Below are 17272 nucleotides of genomic sequence, written 5' to 3' on the forward strand. Positions count from 1 at the left end.
CGGCCGGCGGCCCGACGTCCCGGGCCGGAGGGCGCCCGTGTCACGTCCCCGCGTGTGCGGGGGTGACGCGGGCGTCCTCCAGGTCGTGCAGGAGCTGCTGGAGTTGGGCCACCAGGCCGCCGACCGATGTGGCGGTCTCGTCGTCCTGCCCGGCGAGCCTGGCCTTCAGGCGCCGGTGGGCCGCCCAGGCCCGCTGGAGGGCCTCGTCCCGGCGGTCCCCGTCCGGGCCCCCGGCCTCCCGGTCTCCGTCGCCCGCCCGGCCGGTGCCGGTGCCGGCTCCCGGGCGGGTTCCGGCCGCGGCAGTGGTACCGGTCGGTGCGCCCAGCTCCGCGTGGTCCGCGTCGCACACGTCCGCGAGGGCGTGCAGCAGCGGCGGTACGTCGCCGAGGACCGAGTCGGGCGGCGGCCTGAGCCGGGGGCTGTCGCCCGCCGCCTCGGCGAGCGTCCGGGTGAGCGCGGTCAGATGGTCGGCCACGCTCTCCCACGCCGCGTCCCACTGCGTGGACGGCAGAGCGGGTCCGGGGCGGCGGATGCGGCGCCCCGCCGGGTTGAGGCGGAGGCTCTCCCGGGTCCACAGGCGGGCGTTGCGCAGGTCGCCGATGCGCTGCGGCAGCCGGCGGACGCGTGCGTGCCACTGCTGGGCCGTCTGCCGGTCGTAGCCGCGCTCCATCTCGCCGGCCATCGTCCGCAGCAGCTCCGCCCCGTCCCGGGGCAGCCGGCACAGCGACTCGTGGGCGTGGCGCAGGTGGACCGGCGGCAGGACCAGGGCGTTGACGCCGATGCCGATGACCGCGCCGAGGAGCGTCTCCAGCAGCCGGTGCAGGATGTCGAAGCCGCTGAACGAGCCGTGGACCAGGACGAACAGCGCCGTGGTGGAGGCGTAGACGCCCTGGTCCTCGAAGCGGGAGTAGTTGCCGAGCAGGGCGGTGACGGGCAGCACGATCGCCATCGCCGCCATGGTGTTTCCGGTCAGTCCGGCGGCCGCCGCCGCCAGCACGGTGCCGGCGGCGATGAGGACGACCTGCTGGACGCCGGTCCGGACGGAGCGGTAGACGGTGCTCTGCACGAGCGCGACCGCCGTCCAGGGCGCCATCAGCGCCAGCGGGGCGTTCCACCACCAGCCGGCCACCGCCCAGGCGAGGATGGCGGCGCCGGCGGCCTTGACGGCCTGTATGCCCATGTCCCGCTCGGGTCCCGGGCCGGTCAGGGCCCGTCGTACGGACCGGCCCACCGCCGCGGCCTCCCAGCCCGCCCGGCGCCACAGCTCTCGTATGTGGGCCGCCGGGGTCACGGCAGCGGGGTGCCGCCGGTGGCGTTGACGATCTCGCCGGTGATGTAACTCGCGCTCGGCGCGGCGAGGAAGACGTACGCGGGTGCCATCTCGGCCGGCTGGGCCGGGCGGCCGAGCGGCGACTGCTTCCCGAACTCGGCCGTCTCGGGCATCGTCGCCGGGATGAGCGGCGTCCAGACCGGTCCTGGGGCGACGGCGTTGACCCGGATGCCGCGCGGGGCGAGCATCTGGGCCAGGCCCTGGGTGAAGGTGACGATGGCACCCTTCGTCATGGCGTAGTCGAGCAGCGGCGGGCTGGGCTTGTACGCCTGTACGGAGGTGGTGTTGATGACGCAGCCGCCCCGGGGGATGTGCGGCAGGGCCATCTTGGTCAGCCAGAACATCCCGTACAGGTTGGTCTTCATCACCCGGTCGAACTGCTCGGTGGTGATCGCCTCGATGCCGTCCGGCTGGGCCATCTGGTAGGCGGCGTTGTTCACCAGGATGTCGATGCGCCCGAACTCGTCGGCGGCCCGCCGGATCAGGGCGCGGCACTGCTCCTCGTCCCGGTTGTCGGCCACCATGGCGATGGCCTTGCGGCCGGACTCCTCGACGAGCCTCGCGGTCTCGCGTGCCTCGTCGGCCTCCTCGGGGAGGTGGGTGAAGAGGATGTCGGCGCCCTCACGCGCGTACGCGAGGCTCACCGCGCGCCCGATGCCGGAGTCGCCGCCGGTGATGACCGCGACGCGGTCCTCGAGCAGTCCGCTGCCCCGGTAGGACTCCTCGCCGTGGTCGGGCGGCGGGTCCATCGGGCCGGTCCACCCCGGGTGGGACTGCTCCTGGTCGGGGAAGTCCGGCCGGGGGTGCCGGGTCACGGGGTCCTGCGGCTCGCGGGGGTCGGTCATGGTCCGCCTTCCTGTGATCTGCACGGGTGGACTACTCGCGTTCCCAAGACTCACGGACCGAACCATTCGCCGCGAATCAGACCGTGATCCGGTGTGAGGCGGCGGCGATGGGGACGTCGTTGATGCTCGCGTAGCGCTTGCGCATCAGCCCGCGCTCGTCGAACTCCCAGTTCTCGTTGCCGTACGCGCGGAACCACCGCCCGTCCGCGTCGTGGTACTCGTACGCGAAGCGCACGGCGATGCGGTCGCCGGTGAAGGCCCACAGTTCCTTGCGGAGCCGGTAGTCGAGTTCGCGCCGCCACTTGTCGGTGAGGAAGGCGACGATCTCGTCCCGGCCGCGCAGGAACACGTCGCGGTTGCGCCACTCCGAGTCCTCGGTGTAGGCGAGGGCGACCCGCTCGGGGTCGCGGGTGTTCCAGGCGTCCTCGGCGAGCCGCACCTTCAGGCGGGCGGTCTCCTCGGTGAACGGAGGCAGGGGCGGGCGCACGGCGGTCTCCTCTCGGGTGAGAACGGTCGTTCTCACCTGGTGCGGTACGGTACGAGAACGATGGTTCTCACGCAAGGGGATACCGACATGGAGACCGACGCGGCCAGGAGCCTGGTGCTCGACGCGGCCGAGGAGCTGTTCTACGGCCGGGGCATCCAGGCGGTGGGCATGGACGCCGTGCGATCGGCGTCCGGGGTCACGCTGCGGCGCCTGTACCAGCTCTTCCCCTCCAAGGGCGCGCTGGTCGAGGCGTACCTGCTGCGCCGCGACGCCCGCTGGCGCGGCAGCCTGGCCGCGTACGTGGACACGGTGCACGCCCCGCCGCGGGAGCGGGTGCTCGCGGTGTTCGACTGGCTGCGCGCGTGGTTCGAGGAACCCGGCTTCCGCGGCTGCGCGTTCATCAACTCCTTCGGCGAACTCGGTGCCACGTCGCCGGAGGTGGCCCTGGCCGCGCGGCGGCACAAGGAGGAGTTCCGGCGGTACGTCACCGGCCTGGTGACCGAGGCGGACGCGTCGGCCTCGACGGGCGCGCACGTGGCCCTGCTCGCGGAGGGCGCCATGGTCACGGCCGCCCTCACCGGTTCCTCCGCGCCCGCGAGGGAGGCACGGGAGGCGGCCGCGCTGCTGCTCCCGCAAGTCCCGGCGCAGGGCTCCCGGTTGTGAACGGACGCGTGCGCGGTGGCCGCTGGGGCGGACGGCGGCCCGGTGGCCTGTCGCCGCGCGTCCGGCGGAGGGCGGTGGGGCGGCGTGTTACCGCGCGTCCGGCGGGGGTGCGGCCAGGCTCGGGGGGCGGCGCCGGGCACGAGGGCCGCGCGAGCCGGCGACACCCCGCCCGGCGGGGGCCGGTGCGGCGAGGCTCAGGGAGCGGCGCCGGGCACGAGGGCCGCGCGAGCCGGTGACACCCCGCCCGGCCCGTGGCCCGCACCGCCCGCCTCGCGGTGCCGCACCGCCCGGGCGCCCCGGCGCCCGGCTCGGGCCGCCGACCCGGCCCGGCGTGGCCCCGGCCCCGGCCCGGAGCGGGCCACCGGGCCGCCGAACCGGTGAATCGGCGCCCGACCGCGCATGCGACACCACCCTTCTCGCAAGGACACCTTGGTGGTCCGCCCTGCGAAAGGAAAGGATGGAGATGCGCCTCGCCCATTCCTCACTGGGGGCCGCCGCGCTGGCCCTGGTGCTGAGCACGTCCGCCTGCTCGCCCGCCCAGGAGCGGCCGTCCGCCGCCTCCGCGCCACCCGTGGCCGCGCTCGCGCCCGAGGCGGAGGGGGCGGGCGGGACCTGCCGCGCCCCGATGAAGAAGAAACGTCACTGCATGCGTGTGCCCCGCCCCCCGTACGCACAACGGATCGTCACCATCGACATCCTGGCGGGCTTCACCGCCCGGGCGGCCCGCGAGGCGGGCGGCGAGCCCACCGTGCGGGCCCGTATCCGGCAGGCCGTCACCTCCACCTCCCAGGCGTTCGCCGCCGGCGCCGTCCGCGCCCGCCTCCGCCTCACCGGCATCGTCCGGGCCCCGGTGCCCGCCCGGCTGGACCGCTCGGGAGCCGCCCTGCTGAAGGCGGTGGCCCGGCGCGGCGACGGGGTCGCCGACCACCTCCCCCGCCTCCGCGACCGTGTGGGAGCCGACCTGGTCACGCTGGTGACGGGCAGCAAGGGCGCCGCCGGGCTCGCCAACCGGCCACGGCGCGTGACCTCCCGGACCAGCGGCCACGGCTACAGCGTCGTGGCGCAGAAGGCCCTGGCGCACCACTCCCTCGCCCACGAGATCGGCCACAACCTCGGCGCCATGCACGACTACGTGACCGCGCCCCACGGCTCCAACAGCGCGCGCGGCTACTTCCCGCCCTCGGGCAGGTGGTCGACGCTGGAGGCGTACGAGTCGAGTTGCCGCAGTGCGACCGGCGGCCCCTGCCGGCGCATCAACCGCTACTCCAACCCCCGCCAGACCTACCGGGGCGAACGGCTCGGCACCCCGGTGGGCCACCCGAGGCCCGCCGACAGCGTGCGCGCCTTCAACGCCGTGGTCCGCATCGTCGCCGACTACCGCCGCCGAACGGGCCGATGAGCGGCGACGAGGGCAGTACAGGCCCGGAATTTCGGACTTCCCAGGCGTATATCGGACGGGAAAGATAAAATTGCCCTATGGGAGAGCGGCCAAAAGTGCCCACCGCGCCCGAGCTGGTCCTCGACATCGACGGGGACTCCACCGTGATGAGTCCGAGTCGGGAGTACCGCATCGGGCGTGACCCCGCGAGCGACATCGTGCTCGCCGACGCCAGGATCTCCTGGCATCACGCGGTGCTGCGCCCGGAGGGCGGACGGTGGACCGTACGGGACGAGGGCAGTACCAACGGCACCTTCGCCGAAGGCAGACGCGTCCAGGTCTGGGACGTGGGGCCCGGCAGTGCCATCCACTTCGGGCATCCGGCGGACGGGCCGTGCGCCCTGCTGACGGCACCCGAGCGCCCCGCGGAGGCGGAGCGGGAGCGGGAGCCGGAACGACCGTCGGCGCCCGACGCACCGGGCTCCTGGTCGCAGGCGCCGCCCCCGGCGTCGAGCGCTCCGCCGTCCTGGTCGCAGGCGCCGCCCCCGGAACCCGCCCCTCCGGCGTCCTGGTCCCAGGCGCCGCCCCCGCAGCCGAGCCCTGAACCGTCCTGGTCGCAGGCAGCGCCCGCGGCCCACGCCCAGGCCCCCGCGGCGCGGCCGTCCTCCGTGTCGATGCCCGCCGCGACCGGAACGTTTCGGCAGCCCACCTCCGTACGGCCGCTGCCGGCCCGGACCGTGCGCATCGGGCGCGGCCCCGACAACGACCTGGTCGTCAACGACCTCACGGTCTCGCGCCGGCACGCCGAGCTGCTGGCCCAGCCGGACGGCACGTACTGGATCCACGACCTCGACAGCCACAACGGCACGTTCCTCAACGGCCAGCCGGTCACCCGTGCCCGGGTGACGCCGGAGGACATCGTCGGCATCGGCCACTCGGCGTTCTGCCTGGTGGGCACCCAGCTCGTGGAGTTCACCGACACCGGCGAGGTGTCGCTGGACGTCCAGGACCTGGCGGTCACGGTGGACCGGGGCCGCAAGACCCTCATCGACGCGGTGTCCTTCCCCGTCGGCGAGAAGTGCCTGCTCGGCGTCGTCGGGCCCAGCGGCTCGGGCAAGTCCACGCTGCTCAACGCCCTGACCGGGCTGCGCCCCGCCGACCGGGGCACGGTCCTGTACGACGGCCGTGACCTGTACCGGGACTACGCCGAGCTGCGGCGCCGCATCGGCCTCGTACCGCAGGACGACATCCTGCACCTCCAGCTCACCGTGCGGCGGGCCCTGGCGTACGCCGCCGAGCTGCGCTTCCCCGAGGACACCGCCCGCGCCGAGCGGCAGGCCCGGGTGGACGAGGTCATCGAGGAGCTGGGCCTCCAGCAGCGCGCCGGCCAGCCGATCCACAGTCTGTCCGGCGGGCAGCGCAAGCGCGTGAGCGTGGCACTGGAGCTGCTGACGAAGCCGTCGCTGCTCTTCCTGGACGAGCCCACCTCCGGCCTGGACCCCGGCATGGACCGGTCGGTGATGCACATGCTGCGGGGCCTCGCCGACGACGGCCGGACGGTCATCGTCGTCACCCACAGCGTCCTCAGCCTGGACGTCTGCGACCGGCTGCTGGTGCTGGCACCGGGCGGGCGGATCGCCTACTACGGGCCGCCCGAGGACGCCCTGGGCTTCTTCGGCTTCGCCCAGTGGCCCGAGGCGTTCGAAGCGTTCGAGAACGACCGGGAGCGCGACTGGGCGGGCCAGTACCGCGCCTCGCGGCTCCACCAGCAGTACATCGCGGGCGCCATGCAGCGGCCGCCGCTGCCCGACGGCCAGGTGGTCGCGGCGGCGCCGGCCCCGCCGCCGAAGGCGCAGAGCTGGGGCGCGCAGCTCCGTACGCTCGTACGGCGGTACACGGCCGCGCTGAGTGCCGACCGGACGTTCATCGCCATCATGATCGCGCTGCCGTTCGTGATGGGCGCGATGGCCCGGGCCCTGTCCGAGGGCAGGTTCGGCCGCGAGTCCACGATGAACGTGCTGCTCATCCTCTGCGTCGGCGGCGTGCTGACGGGCGCGGCCAACGCGGTCCGCGAGCTGGTGAAGGAACGGACGATCTACCGCCGCGAGAGAGCCGTCGGCCTGTCCAGATCGGCGTACCTGATGTCCAAGGTCGTGGTGCTCGGGGTGATCACGGTCGTGCAGGCCGTCGTCCTGACGCTGGTGGCGCTGATCGGCATCCCGCTGAACGCCCCGGGCGGCAAGGGCGTGCTGATGCCGCCGCTCATCGAGATCACGCTCGCGGTCGCCCTGCTGTCGTTCACGGCGATGATGCTCGGCCTGTTCGTGTCCGCACTGGTGCGCAAGGAGGAGGTCACCATGCCCCTCCTCGTGCTCCTCGCGATCGTCCAGGTGGTGTTCTGCGGTGGCCTGCTCAAAATCCACGGGGCGCTCGTCCTGGAGCAGCTCGCCTGGCTCATCCCGTCCCGGTGGGCGTTCGGGGCGATGGGTTCGACGGTCGACATCCGGCGGCTCTCGCCGACCGACAAGACGGCGGACCCGCTGTTCGAGCACACGGCCACGACGTGGCTGCTGGACATGGGGATGCTGGTGGTGCTGTCCGTCGTCCTCGGCTTCCTGGTCGCGAGACTGCTGCGCCGGCACGAGCCGGTGATCATGCGAAAGTAGGCACCGCCGATGGTCTTCCCCGGCTCCCCCGGGTCCTCCCGCTCCCCCGGCTCCGGTGCGTCCGGCTCGCCGGCGGGCGGCTTCCGGCCCAGCCATGTGGTGCCCGCCGAGGGGCTGCCCGCCTGGGAGGAGCCGGACCCGTCGCGCCCGACCGTGCCGCTGGACCCGTTCCTGCCGGTGCAGCTCCTGGACCGGGTCGGCGACTGGGGCCAGGTCCTGTGCTCCAACGGCTGGTCCGCCTGGGTGGACGGACGGCTGCTGGTCTCCGTCCCGCCGGACCCCCCGGCGGCGGACCGGCCGATGGGCACGGCCTCCGACCCCCGCCCGCTGCTCACCCGCGCGGAGGAGGCGGTGGGCCGCTACCGGGCGGCCGCGGAGGAACTGGTGGCCGGGCGCGTGGACGGCGAGACGTTCCGGCGGCGGACGCAGGGACTGCGGATCGGCCTGGTCGTGGACGGCGAGGCGCTGTGGATGTACGACGCGCGGCGCGAGCGGTGGCTGTACTGCGACGGTACGCGGCTGAGCACGTACGCCGCCTCCGCCGGCCCGTCGGCCGTCCCGTCCGCCCCGGAACCCGTCCCCCCGGCCGCCGGAGCCGGGACGGGCCGTTCCGGTGGTACGGGGGCGGACGAGGGCCCACCCGCGGCGGCCGCGCCCGCCGGGTACGAACCGACCCGGGTGGTCGACCACGCCCCGGTACCGGACGCGGCACCCGAACCGACCCGGGTGGTGGAACCCGAACAGCCCGCCGCGGCACCCGAACCCACCCGGGTGGTGGACCCCCAACCGCCCGAACCGACCCGGGTCGTCGAACCCCAACCGCCCGACCCGGCGGCCGAACCCACCAGGATCGTCGAACCCCAGCAATCCGAACCGACCCGGGTCGTGGAGCCCGACGAGCACTCCCCCGTGCCCGACGCGGCGGCCGAGCCGACGCGGGTGGTCGAGCCGGAGGACCGCGACGGCGGCGAGGGCGGATGGCGCGGCCGGGGCGGGGCCGGCCGGACGGGTGAGCCCTGATGACGGACCGCGTCACGCGCGACGACCTGCCCGCCGGGCGGCCGTCCGGGCTGGTCGGCCGCCGGATCGCGGACTACCGGGTGGAGGACGAGATCGGGCGCGGCGGCATGGCGGTGGTGTACCGGGCACGGGACCTGCGGCTGGACCGGACCGTGGCGCTGAAGCTGCTCGCCCCGGAGCTGGCCCGCAACGACACCTTTCGCAAGCGCTTCGCGCACGAGTCACGGGTGGCGGCGGCCATCGACCACCCGCACATCGTGCCGGTGTTCGAGGCGGGCGAGACCGAGGGCGTGCTGTACATCGCCATGCGGTACGTCGCCGGGCAGGACCTGCGGGCGCTGCTGGACCGGGAGGGTCCCCTGCCGCCCGACAAGGCGGGGCGGATCGCCGCGCAGGTGGCGTCGGCGCTGGACGCGGCGCACGCGCACGAGCTGGTGCACCGGGACGTGAAGCCCGGCAACATCCTGGTGGCGCCGGGCACGGACCGCGAGCATCCGGAGCACGTCTACCTCACGGACTTCGGTCTGACGAAGAAGTCCTTGTCGCTGACCGGGTTCACCAGCGTGGGGCAGTTCGTGGGGACGCTCGACTACGTGGCGCCGGAGCAGATCTCGGGGCGCCCGGTGGACGGCCGGTGCGACGTGTACAGCCTGGGGTGCGTGGTGTTCGAGACGCTGGCGGGCGTGCCGCCGTTCCGGCGGGACGACGACATGGCGCTGCTCTGGGCGCACCAGTACGATCCTCCGCCGCCGCTGACCGGGGAGCGGCCGGCCCTGCCCGACACGGTCGACGCCATCATGGCGCGGGCGCTGGCGAAGACTCCGGAGGAGCGGTACGACACGTGTCTGCAGTTCGTCGCCGAGCTGCGGGCGGCGCTGGTGCGGGAGGACGACACCCAAAGGCCCCCGCCCGCCCCGCCGGCCTGGGCACTGCCGGTGTTCCGGGAACTGTGAGGCTGACGTCGAGGGTGAGGGTCATGCGGCCGGCGGGGCGCCCGGCGGGGCTTTCGGCGGCGTGGGGGCCTCCCCCCGGCGGCGTACCCGGGCGGCGAGCAGGCCGCCGAGGGGCCCGGCGACCACGCCCCACAGCAGGGCGAGGCCGACCCCGGTCCACACGTGGGGCACCAGAGCGACGCGGCCGCCCAGGTCGTCGACCTCCATGATCCCGAGGATCGACAGGCCGAGCCGGGCGACGACCCGGGTGACGGGCATGACGACGAGCATGGTGAGCGCGAAGGCGACGCCGAGGTGGAGGGCGTACTGCCACAGCCGGGTGCCGGCCGGTGAGCGGACCGCCATGGCGAAGGCGGCGGCCAGCAGCAGGACGGCGGCGGCCGGGATGAGCCACCAGGCCCGCCCGTCGTGCTGGGCGAGGGCCGCCACGTCGAGCGTGGTGTCCTCGGAGCCGCGCAGCGCCGCGTCCAGGACCTGGGGCATCGGCAGGCCGAAGGGGCCCTCCACCCTGCCCTCCCAGGAGGCGCCGATGCCCAGGCCCAGGGCGAGCCAGACGACGTTGGGCAGGCCCAGCAGGATCACGGCGAACGTCTCGGCGGCGTGGCCCCGGGTCACCGCCACGACCAGACCGGCGACCAGGCCGATGACGACGTACGCGAGGAGCAGGAGCAGCATGGCGTGGGCGGCGGGGCGCACCGGTGCCTGGTAGCGCACCAGCCGTGCGGGGAGCGGTGCCCTGCGGGAGACCAGCAGGGCGATGAGCAGGACGCCGAGCAGCCAGATCAGGCCGAACAGGAGAGTGAGCCCGACGTCGGCCCGGAAGCCGACGGTGGGCGTCGCGTCCAGCAGGTCGCCGATGATGTCGACGGGTGAGCCGGGCGGCGCGATGGTGAAGGTGTGCCGGGCCAGGGCGGTGAGGGCGGCGAGCGCGGCCAGCCAGAGGACGGCCGTCCGGGCGACGCGGGCGAGGAGTTCGCCGGTGGAGGCGACCGCGCGGTGCCGCAGCGGCCGCAGGAAGCAGACGCCCGCGACGAGCGCTCCGGTGAGGGTCACCGACAGCGGCATCATGGTGAGTTCCGCGTTCGTTCCGGCGAATCCGCCGGCGCCGCCCGCGACGTCCACGTCACCGCCGGCGGCGATGATCACGACGGCCGCGACGACATGTGGGAAGGCGCCGTCGGGGAGGTCGGTGGCGCCGGCCGCCCACAGGCCGAGGGCGGCCATGACGGCCATGGCGACCAGCGGGGCGAGGACGGTGACGAGGGCGTCGCCCCAGTCGTGGACGGCGCCGCGCACCCCGCTCGGCGTCTGACTCTGTGTGCTGGGTCCGTGACGGCTCACGGTGCCACGGTAAGCGCGCCGCCGCGGGCTCGCCTGCGGACGGTGGCGCGGTGTCACCGGGAGGGCGCGGTCCGTTTGCGGTCCGTGCCCCTGCCGAGCACACAATGGGCGCGGATACGGAAGAAAGGGAAAAACGTGACTTCCCAACCGCCCTCCGATCGCCCCAGCGGTCCCCCTCCGGGACCCATCTCGGGCCACTCCACGCACCCTCAGGGTGGTCCCCCGACGCGCCCGGGAGGCGAGGTTCCGAGCGGTGCGGGCGGGCCGGGCGAGCCCGGTGGCCCCGGGGGCACGGGCGGCGGGGGCGGCGGCGCGAGTGGCGCGGGCGGCGGGGGCGGCGGCGGAGGCCGCCCGTGGTGGCGGTCCGTTCCGCGCATCGCCATCGCCACCGCGGCGGTCGTCCTGGCGGTGGTGCTGGCCGTCGTCCTGACCCGCCCCAGCGGCGACAAGGACGGCGGCGGCGGAGGCGGAGGCGGCACGATCTCCCTCCAGAACGCCTCGGCCACCGGCCCCGACCCTTTCACCGATTCCACGGCGAACGACCCGGCCGACTCGCCGTCCCCCTCCGTGCAGGTGCCCACGACCGCCCCGGCGCCGGGCGACAACGCGGTCCGGCAGTACGACGGTTCGCAGCGCGGGCTGTACGGCGGCACCAAGAACGTGGCCAGTTGCGACGTCGAGCGCCAGATCGAGTACCTGTCGGCGCAGCCGGCCAAGAACCGGGCCTTCGCCTCGGCGCTGCGCATCCAGCCGTCCACCGTGCCGGACTACCTCCGGTCGCTGACCCCGCTGCGGCTGCGCGCCGACACCTGGGTCACCAACCACAGCTACCGGGACGGCGCCCCGCGCGCCTACCAGGCGGTCCTCCAGGCCGGCACCGCCGTGCTCGTCGACGACCGCGGGGTGCCGCGCGTGCGGTGCGCCTGCGGCAACCCGCTGGGCGAACCGGTCATCACGAAGACCGCCCCGCGCCCCGTCGGCACTCCGTGGCCCGGCTACAGCATGGAGAGCACGGTCGTCGTGAAACCGGCGGCCAAGCCCGTCGAGGAGTTCGTCATCGTCGACACCGGCACCGGCGAATGGGTGAAGCGCCAGCCGGGGGACTCCAACGCCGACCGCGACCGGGAGACCCGGCCGCCGACGACCAGCCCCACCGCCACCGCGACGTCCCCCACCCCGTCCTCTCCCGCGCCCGAGCCGCCGTCGTCGCCGGGTCCGGAGACCCCCGAGTCACCGGTGAGCCCCCGGACGGAGGACACCACGACGCCCCCCGAGCCGCCCCCGGGTGAGACGACCACGGAGCAGTCGCCGGGCGACGTCTCACCGGCCTCCCCGTAGGACCCCCGCGCGCCCGTGCGGGACGCCGGGCCCCGTCCGAGGCGTCAACGGCCGGGGCCGGTGCGGAGGCCGGGCTTCAGGCCCGCAGCCGGAAACGGCACTGGATGGTGGTGCCGTCGGCGGTGGTGTGGACGCGCACGAGATCGGCGAGATAGTTGACCAGCAGCAGCCCCCGCCCGCCGAGCTGGCCCGGGGTGGCGGGACGGCGGCCGGCCAGGGGATCGGTCAGCCTGCCGTGGTCCCGCACCTCGCACACCAGATGCCCGGCCTCGGCCCACACCCGCAGCGTTCCGCTGCCGCCGCCGTGGAGGACGCTGTTGGTGGTCAGCTCGGAGACGGCGAGGGCCACGTCGTCGCGGCGGTCCGCGGGCAGCCCGAGCACGTCCGCGTGGTCGAGAGCGAAGCCGCGCGCGTCGGGCAGCAGGTCGGCGTCGTAGGCCAGCGCGCGGGCGCCGGGCGGGGCCGGCAGGGGCAGGTTGTAGCCGGTCACGACACGGTCGGGCGCGTAGGCGTCGCTGACGCGTTCGACGCCGTCCTCGATGAGCACCGGATGGGTGACGCGGGCGTCGGCCAGCGCCACCGGGTCCAGCCCCGAGGTGTCGTACGGGCACAGGATGGTGGCCGCGCGGCCGGTGAAGGCGTGGTTGATCAGCGCCTCGTGCTGGGCGCAGGCCGGGTACTCGTCCGCCGAGCGCCCCCGCCAGATGGGTTCGCCGATGATCCGGACGCGGCGGCCGGGGTGGGCGTCGGCGAAGCCGCGCAGCACGCGCGGGATGATCCGCCCGGGGTTGCGCCCCGCCTGCTCCATGTCCAGCAGCCGCACGCGCTCCGCGTCCTCGCCCAGCGCCTTGCGCAGCAGGGCGAGGTTGTCGCCGGGGACGGCCACCGCGACCGGCTCTCCGGCGGCGAGGCCCGCGCGGACGAAGGGCACGGTTCCCGCCAGGTACCCGGCCTCGTCCGCGTAGAACAGGGCTGGGTGCGTGAACGGATCGGCCGTCGGCCTCATGTCGTTCACCTCACCACCTCGATCGCCACCAGATCCGGCCAGAACAGGTCCAGCACACGACTCAGTGTGGCGGGTGGGTGATGGACCACGATCCGCCGCCCCTCGGGCAGGCGCTGCGCCGTGCCGGCGAGCGACGTCGCGCCCGCCACGTCGACGAAGGTGACTCCCGACAGGTCCATGTGCACGTCCCCCTCGCGCCGGAGCAGACCGGCCAGAATCCGCTCCCACTCCGTGAGCGTGTCCAGGTAGACCTGACCCGACACGCGGACGTGGCCCTCCTGTTCGCACTCGCCGGCCAGCAGGAGCCGGCGGCGAGGCCGTCCGGGCACGGCTGCGTCCTCGGTGTGCGGCACCGCCACGACCCCTCCGTCGATTCCCGTCCGGGTCCCCGACGGTACCTCCCCCGCCGCGCACGACGAAGCCGGTCCGGCCCGGACACCGGGCCACGCGCGCGCGTGGCCGACCCTTTTGCCCTGTCTGTGCGCTTTAGCCTGACGGCATGGCCGATACGCATGATGCCGCCGGGGAGCGTGGCCCCCACGGCGCCCACGGGCGCCCTCCGACGCGGGCCGACACCTGGGCGGCGTTCAGGCGGTCGCCCTTCCTCCCGGCCACCGTGCTGGTGCTGATCCTGGCAGCGGCGGCGGCGCTGTTCGCCGGGTCGTACACGTACACCATGGCCAATCCGACGCCGCGTCACATCCCGACGGCCGTGGTCGGCGCCACGGACACGGCCGAGGGCCGGCGGTTCACCGACGGCATGGAGCGGGCGCTCGACGCCTCGCTGGAGCTGCGCCGGTACGGCACGGGGGCGGCGGCGCGCCGTGCGGTGGAGGAGCAGGAGGTCTTCGCGGTGCTCACCGCCCGGCCGGGCGGGGGCGTCGCCCTGGACGTGGTCGGAGCGGCGGGGGCCTCCGTGGCACAGCTCCTGGCCGAGGCGGCAATCCGTGTGGGGCGGGCGACGGGGGTGCCGGTCGCGGTGCGGGACGTCCAGCCGTTGCAGAAGGGCGACCCGCGGGGGCTCGCGCTGTTCTACATCTCGCTCGCCGCCGTGATCATCGGCTTCGTCGGGGCGATCCAGCTCAGCGTGCACGCCCGTGGGCTGGACCCGGCCGAGCGGATCGCGTTCACGGCGGGGTACGCGCTGCTCGGCGGCTTCGCCATCGCCGCGACGGTCGACTGGCTGCTGGGCGCGGTCGACCTGCCGTTCGGGGAGTCGTGGCTGATCCTGGCGCTGACGATGTTCACGTCCGGCATGGTCTTCACCATGTTCAACACCCTGATGGGGCGGTGGGCGATGCTGCCGACCTGGGGCCTGATGGTGCTGCTGGGCAACCCGTCGTCGGGCGGTGCGGTCTCCTGGCCCCTGCTGCCGTCCGCGCTCGGCCACCTCGGGCGCTGGCTGCCTCCGGGCGCCTCGGTGAACGCCCAGCACACGGCCGTCTACTTCGGCGGCCACCAGCACGTGTCCCCGTTCGCGGTGCTGGGCGCGTGGGCCCTGGTGTCCTGCGGCGTCTTCTGGTTCTGGCGCCACCGCCACCCGGGCGGCCGTGACCGGGCCCCCGCCCACGCCGCGGCCTAAACTGACAGTGACCGTCTCTTCATGGGGGGCGGGAGGAACCATGGGCGCCAGGATGATCTACGTCCACGGCAGCGGCAACAAGGTCCGTCCGGAGCTCCTGAGGTCCCTGTGGGACCGCGCCCTGTTCGGCGAGGACCTCGGCGACGCCTCCCTGATGGCCTACTGGGCGTCCGTACGGCACACCTCGCCGCTGCCCGACACGGCGCCCGACCCCCTGGACGGCGGTCCGGAGGGCGCCCGGGGCGCCGAGGAGGAGATGCCGGCGCCCGTACGGGACGAGCCGCCCGAGGAGTTCGTCGCGCGCACCCTGGGCGAGGCGTGGTTCGAGTCGGCCACCCCCGCGCCGGAGGGCCCGTGGACCGGGGAGCCGGGCGACCCGCTCGGCGGCTGGCTGCGGGACATGACGTACCTGGCCGACACGATGGCCGAGTCGGCGGCCGCCCGCCGGGCCGTGCTGAGGACCCTGGTCAGGGACACCTTCAAGGACGCCCACGCCTACTTCTTCGGCGGGGCCCGGGACGCCGTGCGCGGCGTCCTGGCCGCGGAGCTGGAGAAGGCGGGTGACACCCCGCCGGTCGTCGTCGGCCACGGCCTGGGCTCCGTCGTCGCGTACGAGGTGCTCGCGGAGTCGGAGCGGGAGGCCGGGCTCCTGGTGACGCTCGGCTCCCCGCTGGCCGTGGCGGAGGTCCAGGGCCACCTGGCCGCGGCGCCCGCGGTGCCGCCGGGCGTCCACGCCTGGCTCAACGCCTCGGACCCGAGGGACCTGGTGGCCCTGGACCACACCCTGCGCCCGGAGTACGCCCCGGCGGACCGCGTCACCGACGTGCTGGTGAGCAACGACAGCGCCAACCACCACGGCGTCGCCGCCTACCTGGGCGACGCGCGGGTACGGGAGGCCTGCCGGGAGGCGCTGGGGCGCCGCGGGTAGGTGCCCCGCTCCGGGGTCAGTCCGTGCCGAGCAGCTCCTTCATCCGCGTGATCTCGGCGGACTGGGAGGCGATGATGGCGGCCGCCATCTCCTCGGCGGGCCCGTGGGAGCCCTTCGCCTGCTCGGTCCGGGCCATGGCGACCGCGCCCTCGTGGTGCTTGATCATGAGCTTCAGGAACGCGGTGTCGAAGGCCTTGCCGGAGGACTTCTCGAGCTGGTCCATCTCCTGCGGGGTCATCATCCCCGCCATGCCGTCGCCGTGTCCGGAGTGGCCTGCGGAGGCGTCCTCGCCGGGCACCTGCTCGCCCCAGGAGGTGAGCCAGCCGGACAGGGTCCGGATCTCGGGGTCCTGGGCCTTCTTGATGGCGGCGGCCAGCTCCTTGACCTCCGTGGCGGATGCCCGGTCCGCCGCCATGTCCGCCATGTCGACGGCCTGGCGGTGGTGCGGGATCATCCCCTGGGCGAAGGCCACGTCGGCGGCGTTGTGGCCGCCCCGCTCGGCCGGGGCGGAGGCGGACGGGGAGGCGGCGCGCGCGCTGCCGTGGCCGGTGTGGGAGGGGTCCCCTCCGTCGCCGCCGCAGGCGGCGAGGACGAGAGCGGCGGCGGTGACGGCGGCCGAGGCGACGGCCGCGCGGGTGCGGGAGAGACGTCGTGCGGTCATGGGTGGTGCGACTCCTTGCGCGTGCGTGTGCATGGGGGAACGGCTCCGGGCGCGGCGCCGGTCCTCGCGGAGGCCGGAGGACGGTGCGCCGCGCGGGGTGCCCCCTATATGCGAAGGAGTTGCAGCTCGGCCAGGTCGGGCGGAGCGCGGCCGGTCGCCCGTGCCCCGGCGGGGTCGGCGAGGTGCCCGGCGCCGGCCGCCGGGGAGACGGCGCCGGCGAGCAGCGGTGGCCGGCCCGGCGCGGTGGAGACGCCGCCGGCCGCGCACGTGGAGTCCGCGTGCTCGGCGTGGCCCGCCCCGTCACGGCCCTCTTCCGCGTGGTCGCAGGCGTCACCGTCCACGTGGGCGGCGGGCCGCGCGTGGGCGTGGGCGGAGGCGGCCGGGGCGGTGGTGCCGGGGGCCAGCCCGTGCATGGCGAGGACTCCGGCGAGCACGGCCAGGATCAGCAGCACCCCGCGGTACGCCGGGGGGCGTACGCGGCATCGGCGCTGATCGGGGCTCATGGCCTCATCGTAGAGGCACACCCCGCGGACAAGCCGGGGCCCCCGGACGATCCGACGCGTCCGGGGGCCCGGCCCAGCAGCCCCAGTGGGCGGGGCGCTTGGAGTTAACGGGACCGAATCTGCCAGGCGGACCCGCCGCGCCCCGGCAGCCACGGCGCGGACGCGGTACGGCATCACCCGTCCGGCCCGCCGCCCCACCCGTTCGGCCGGGCGCGGCGCGGACACTCGTGGCGCCGGAGCCCGGGACGGAGGCAGGGCGGCCGCGGTGGTGAGGGCGTCGACGAGCAGGCGTCGAAGCGGCACCTGTACGAGCCGGCCGGGAAGCTGGACATCCCGGGGCGGTCCCGGATGCCGAAGCCGGAACCGCTGGAGGCCATCCGCAGGGCCAACTGGTCCGGTACGCGGGAGGCGCGGTCGTCCTGAGCGACGCGTACGGACGCGGGCCGGCGGGACCGGGCGCGGAAGACGGATCGCGTCACGCCGCGCTCACCCAGGCCGGCGGGACCGGGCGCGGAAGAGGACGCGCGTACAGCCGTCGGCGGGGCGCAAGAGGTGACACGCGCGACGGGGC

At 75.0% G+C, this 17272-nt stretch carries 17 protein-coding genes; 8 read left to right on the forward strand and 9 right to left on the reverse strand.

Annotation, left to right across the window (positions count from 1 at the left end):
- Window positions 1-40 precede the first annotated feature (40 nt).
- The 3 genes from E2B92_RS02455 to E2B92_RS02465 all read right to left on the reverse strand — a co-directional run bounded on the left by E2B92_RS02455 (window position 41) and on the right by E2B92_RS02465 (window position 2698).
- Complete coding sequence (locus E2B92_RS02455; RefSeq protein WP_235023650.1) at window positions 41-1291, reverse strand: FUSC family protein; 1251 nt, start codon at window positions 1289-1291, stop codon at window positions 41-43.
- Window positions 1288-2175, reverse strand: a complete 888-nt coding sequence (locus E2B92_RS02460; RefSeq protein WP_126886947.1) for an SDR family oxidoreductase — start codon at window positions 2173-2175, stop codon at window positions 1288-1290. The genes E2B92_RS02455 and E2B92_RS02460 overlap by 4 nt, the downstream gene beginning before the upstream one ends.
- Before the next feature lie 76 nt (window positions 2176-2251).
- Window positions 2252-2698: a nuclear transport factor 2 family protein gene (locus E2B92_RS02465; RefSeq protein ID WP_126886946.1), complete on the reverse strand. Its 447-nt coding sequence runs from the start codon at window positions 2696-2698 to the stop codon at window positions 2252-2254.
- A 51-nt stretch (window positions 2699-2749) separates the two neighbouring features.
- On the opposite strand from E2B92_RS02465, the gene E2B92_RS02470 reads away from it, so the two are divergent.
- From E2B92_RS02470 to E2B92_RS02490, 5 genes are all read left to right on the forward strand, one after another.
- Window positions 2750-3325 (forward strand): TetR/AcrR family transcriptional regulator, encoded by a 576-nt coding sequence (locus E2B92_RS02470; RefSeq protein WP_126886945.1) that lies wholly within the window; start codon window positions 2750-2752, stop codon window positions 3323-3325.
- Between the two features lie 463 nt (window positions 3326-3788).
- Window positions 3789-4724 carry a zinc-dependent metalloprotease family protein gene (locus E2B92_RS02475; RefSeq protein ID WP_160159728.1) on the forward strand — a complete coding sequence of 312 codons (936 nt, stop codon included), beginning with the start codon at window positions 3789-3791 and terminating at the stop codon, window positions 4722-4724.
- Between the two features lie 77 nt (window positions 4725-4801).
- A complete protein-coding gene (locus tag E2B92_RS02480) occupies window positions 4802-7369 on the forward strand; it encodes an FHA domain-containing protein (RefSeq protein WP_126886943.1) in 2568 nt (855 codons plus the stop codon).
- Between the two features lie 9 nt (window positions 7370-7378).
- Complete coding sequence (locus tag E2B92_RS02485; protein WP_235023651.1) at window positions 7379-8389, forward strand: hypothetical protein; 1011 nt, start codon at window positions 7379-7381, stop codon at window positions 8387-8389.
- The gene (locus tag E2B92_RS02490; RefSeq protein WP_126886942.1) at window positions 8389-9342 is read left to right on the forward strand and encodes a serine/threonine-protein kinase; all 954 of its coding nucleotides are present in this window, start codon (window positions 8389-8391) and stop codon (window positions 9340-9342) included. Before E2B92_RS02485 ends, E2B92_RS02490 begins: the two co-directional genes overlap by 1 nt.
- A 21-nt stretch (window positions 9343-9363) precedes the next feature.
- Here the strand turns inward: E2B92_RS02490 and E2B92_RS02495 are convergent, their stop codons facing one another.
- Window positions 9364-10683 (reverse strand): streptophobe family protein, encoded by a 1320-nt coding sequence (locus E2B92_RS02495; protein WP_221889186.1) that lies wholly within the window; start codon window positions 10681-10683, stop codon window positions 9364-9366.
- A gap of 411 nt (window positions 10684-11094) precedes the next feature.
- Between E2B92_RS02495 and E2B92_RS02505 the strand changes: the two genes are divergently transcribed.
- Complete coding sequence (locus E2B92_RS02505; protein ID WP_133087371.1) at window positions 11095-12021, forward strand: DUF6777 domain-containing protein; 927 nt, start codon at window positions 11095-11097, stop codon at window positions 12019-12021.
- A gap of 76 nt (window positions 12022-12097) precedes the next feature.
- Here E2B92_RS02505 and E2B92_RS02510 read toward each other — a convergent pair whose 3' ends face one another.
- Both E2B92_RS02510 and E2B92_RS02515 read right to left on the reverse strand, forming a co-directional pair.
- Window positions 12098-13027 (reverse strand): sensor histidine kinase, encoded by a 930-nt coding sequence (locus E2B92_RS02510; RefSeq protein ID WP_126885775.1) that lies wholly within the window; start codon window positions 13025-13027, stop codon window positions 12098-12100.
- 5 nt (window positions 13028-13032) lie between these two features.
- On the reverse strand, window positions 13033-13356 hold the full coding sequence (locus tag E2B92_RS02515) for an STAS domain-containing protein (RefSeq protein WP_126885773.1): 324 nt from the start codon (window positions 13354-13356) through the stop codon (window positions 13033-13035).
- 170 nt (window positions 13357-13526) lie between these two features.
- Here E2B92_RS02515 and E2B92_RS02520 point away from each other — a divergent pair, with 170 nt between their 5' ends.
- Both E2B92_RS02520 and E2B92_RS02525 read left to right on the forward strand, forming a co-directional pair.
- Window positions 13527-14609 carry an ABC transporter permease gene (locus E2B92_RS02520; protein ID WP_126885772.1) on the forward strand — a complete coding sequence of 361 codons (1083 nt, stop codon included), beginning with the start codon at window positions 13527-13529 and terminating at the stop codon, window positions 14607-14609.
- Window positions 14610-14649: 40 nt separating this feature from the next.
- Entirely contained in the window at window positions 14650-15537 is an 888-nt protein-coding gene (locus E2B92_RS02525; RefSeq protein ID WP_126885770.1) for a hypothetical protein, read from the forward strand.
- Between the two features lie 16 nt (window positions 15538-15553).
- Here E2B92_RS02525 and E2B92_RS02530 read toward each other — a convergent pair whose 3' ends face one another.
- From E2B92_RS02530 to E2B92_RS33935, 3 genes are all read right to left on the reverse strand, one after another.
- Window positions 15554-16198, reverse strand: coding sequence for a DUF305 domain-containing protein (locus tag E2B92_RS02530; RefSeq protein ID WP_126885769.1), 645 nt, complete (start codon window positions 16196-16198; stop codon window positions 15554-15556).
- Between the two features lie 104 nt (window positions 16199-16302).
- On the reverse strand, window positions 16303-16701 hold the full coding sequence (locus E2B92_RS02535; protein ID WP_126885767.1) for a DUF6153 family protein: 399 nt from the start codon (window positions 16699-16701) through the stop codon (window positions 16303-16305).
- 173 nt (window positions 16702-16874) lie between these two features.
- Window positions 16875-17180, reverse strand: coding sequence for a hypothetical protein (locus tag E2B92_RS33935; protein WP_160159729.1), 306 nt, complete (start codon window positions 17178-17180; stop codon window positions 16875-16877).
- Window positions 17181-17272: the final 92 nt, after the last annotated feature.

The sequence above is a fragment of the Streptomyces sp. WAC05374 genome, assembly GCF_004353505.1.
Taxonomy (GTDB): Bacteria; Actinomycetota; Actinomycetes; order Streptomycetales; family Streptomycetaceae; genus Streptomyces.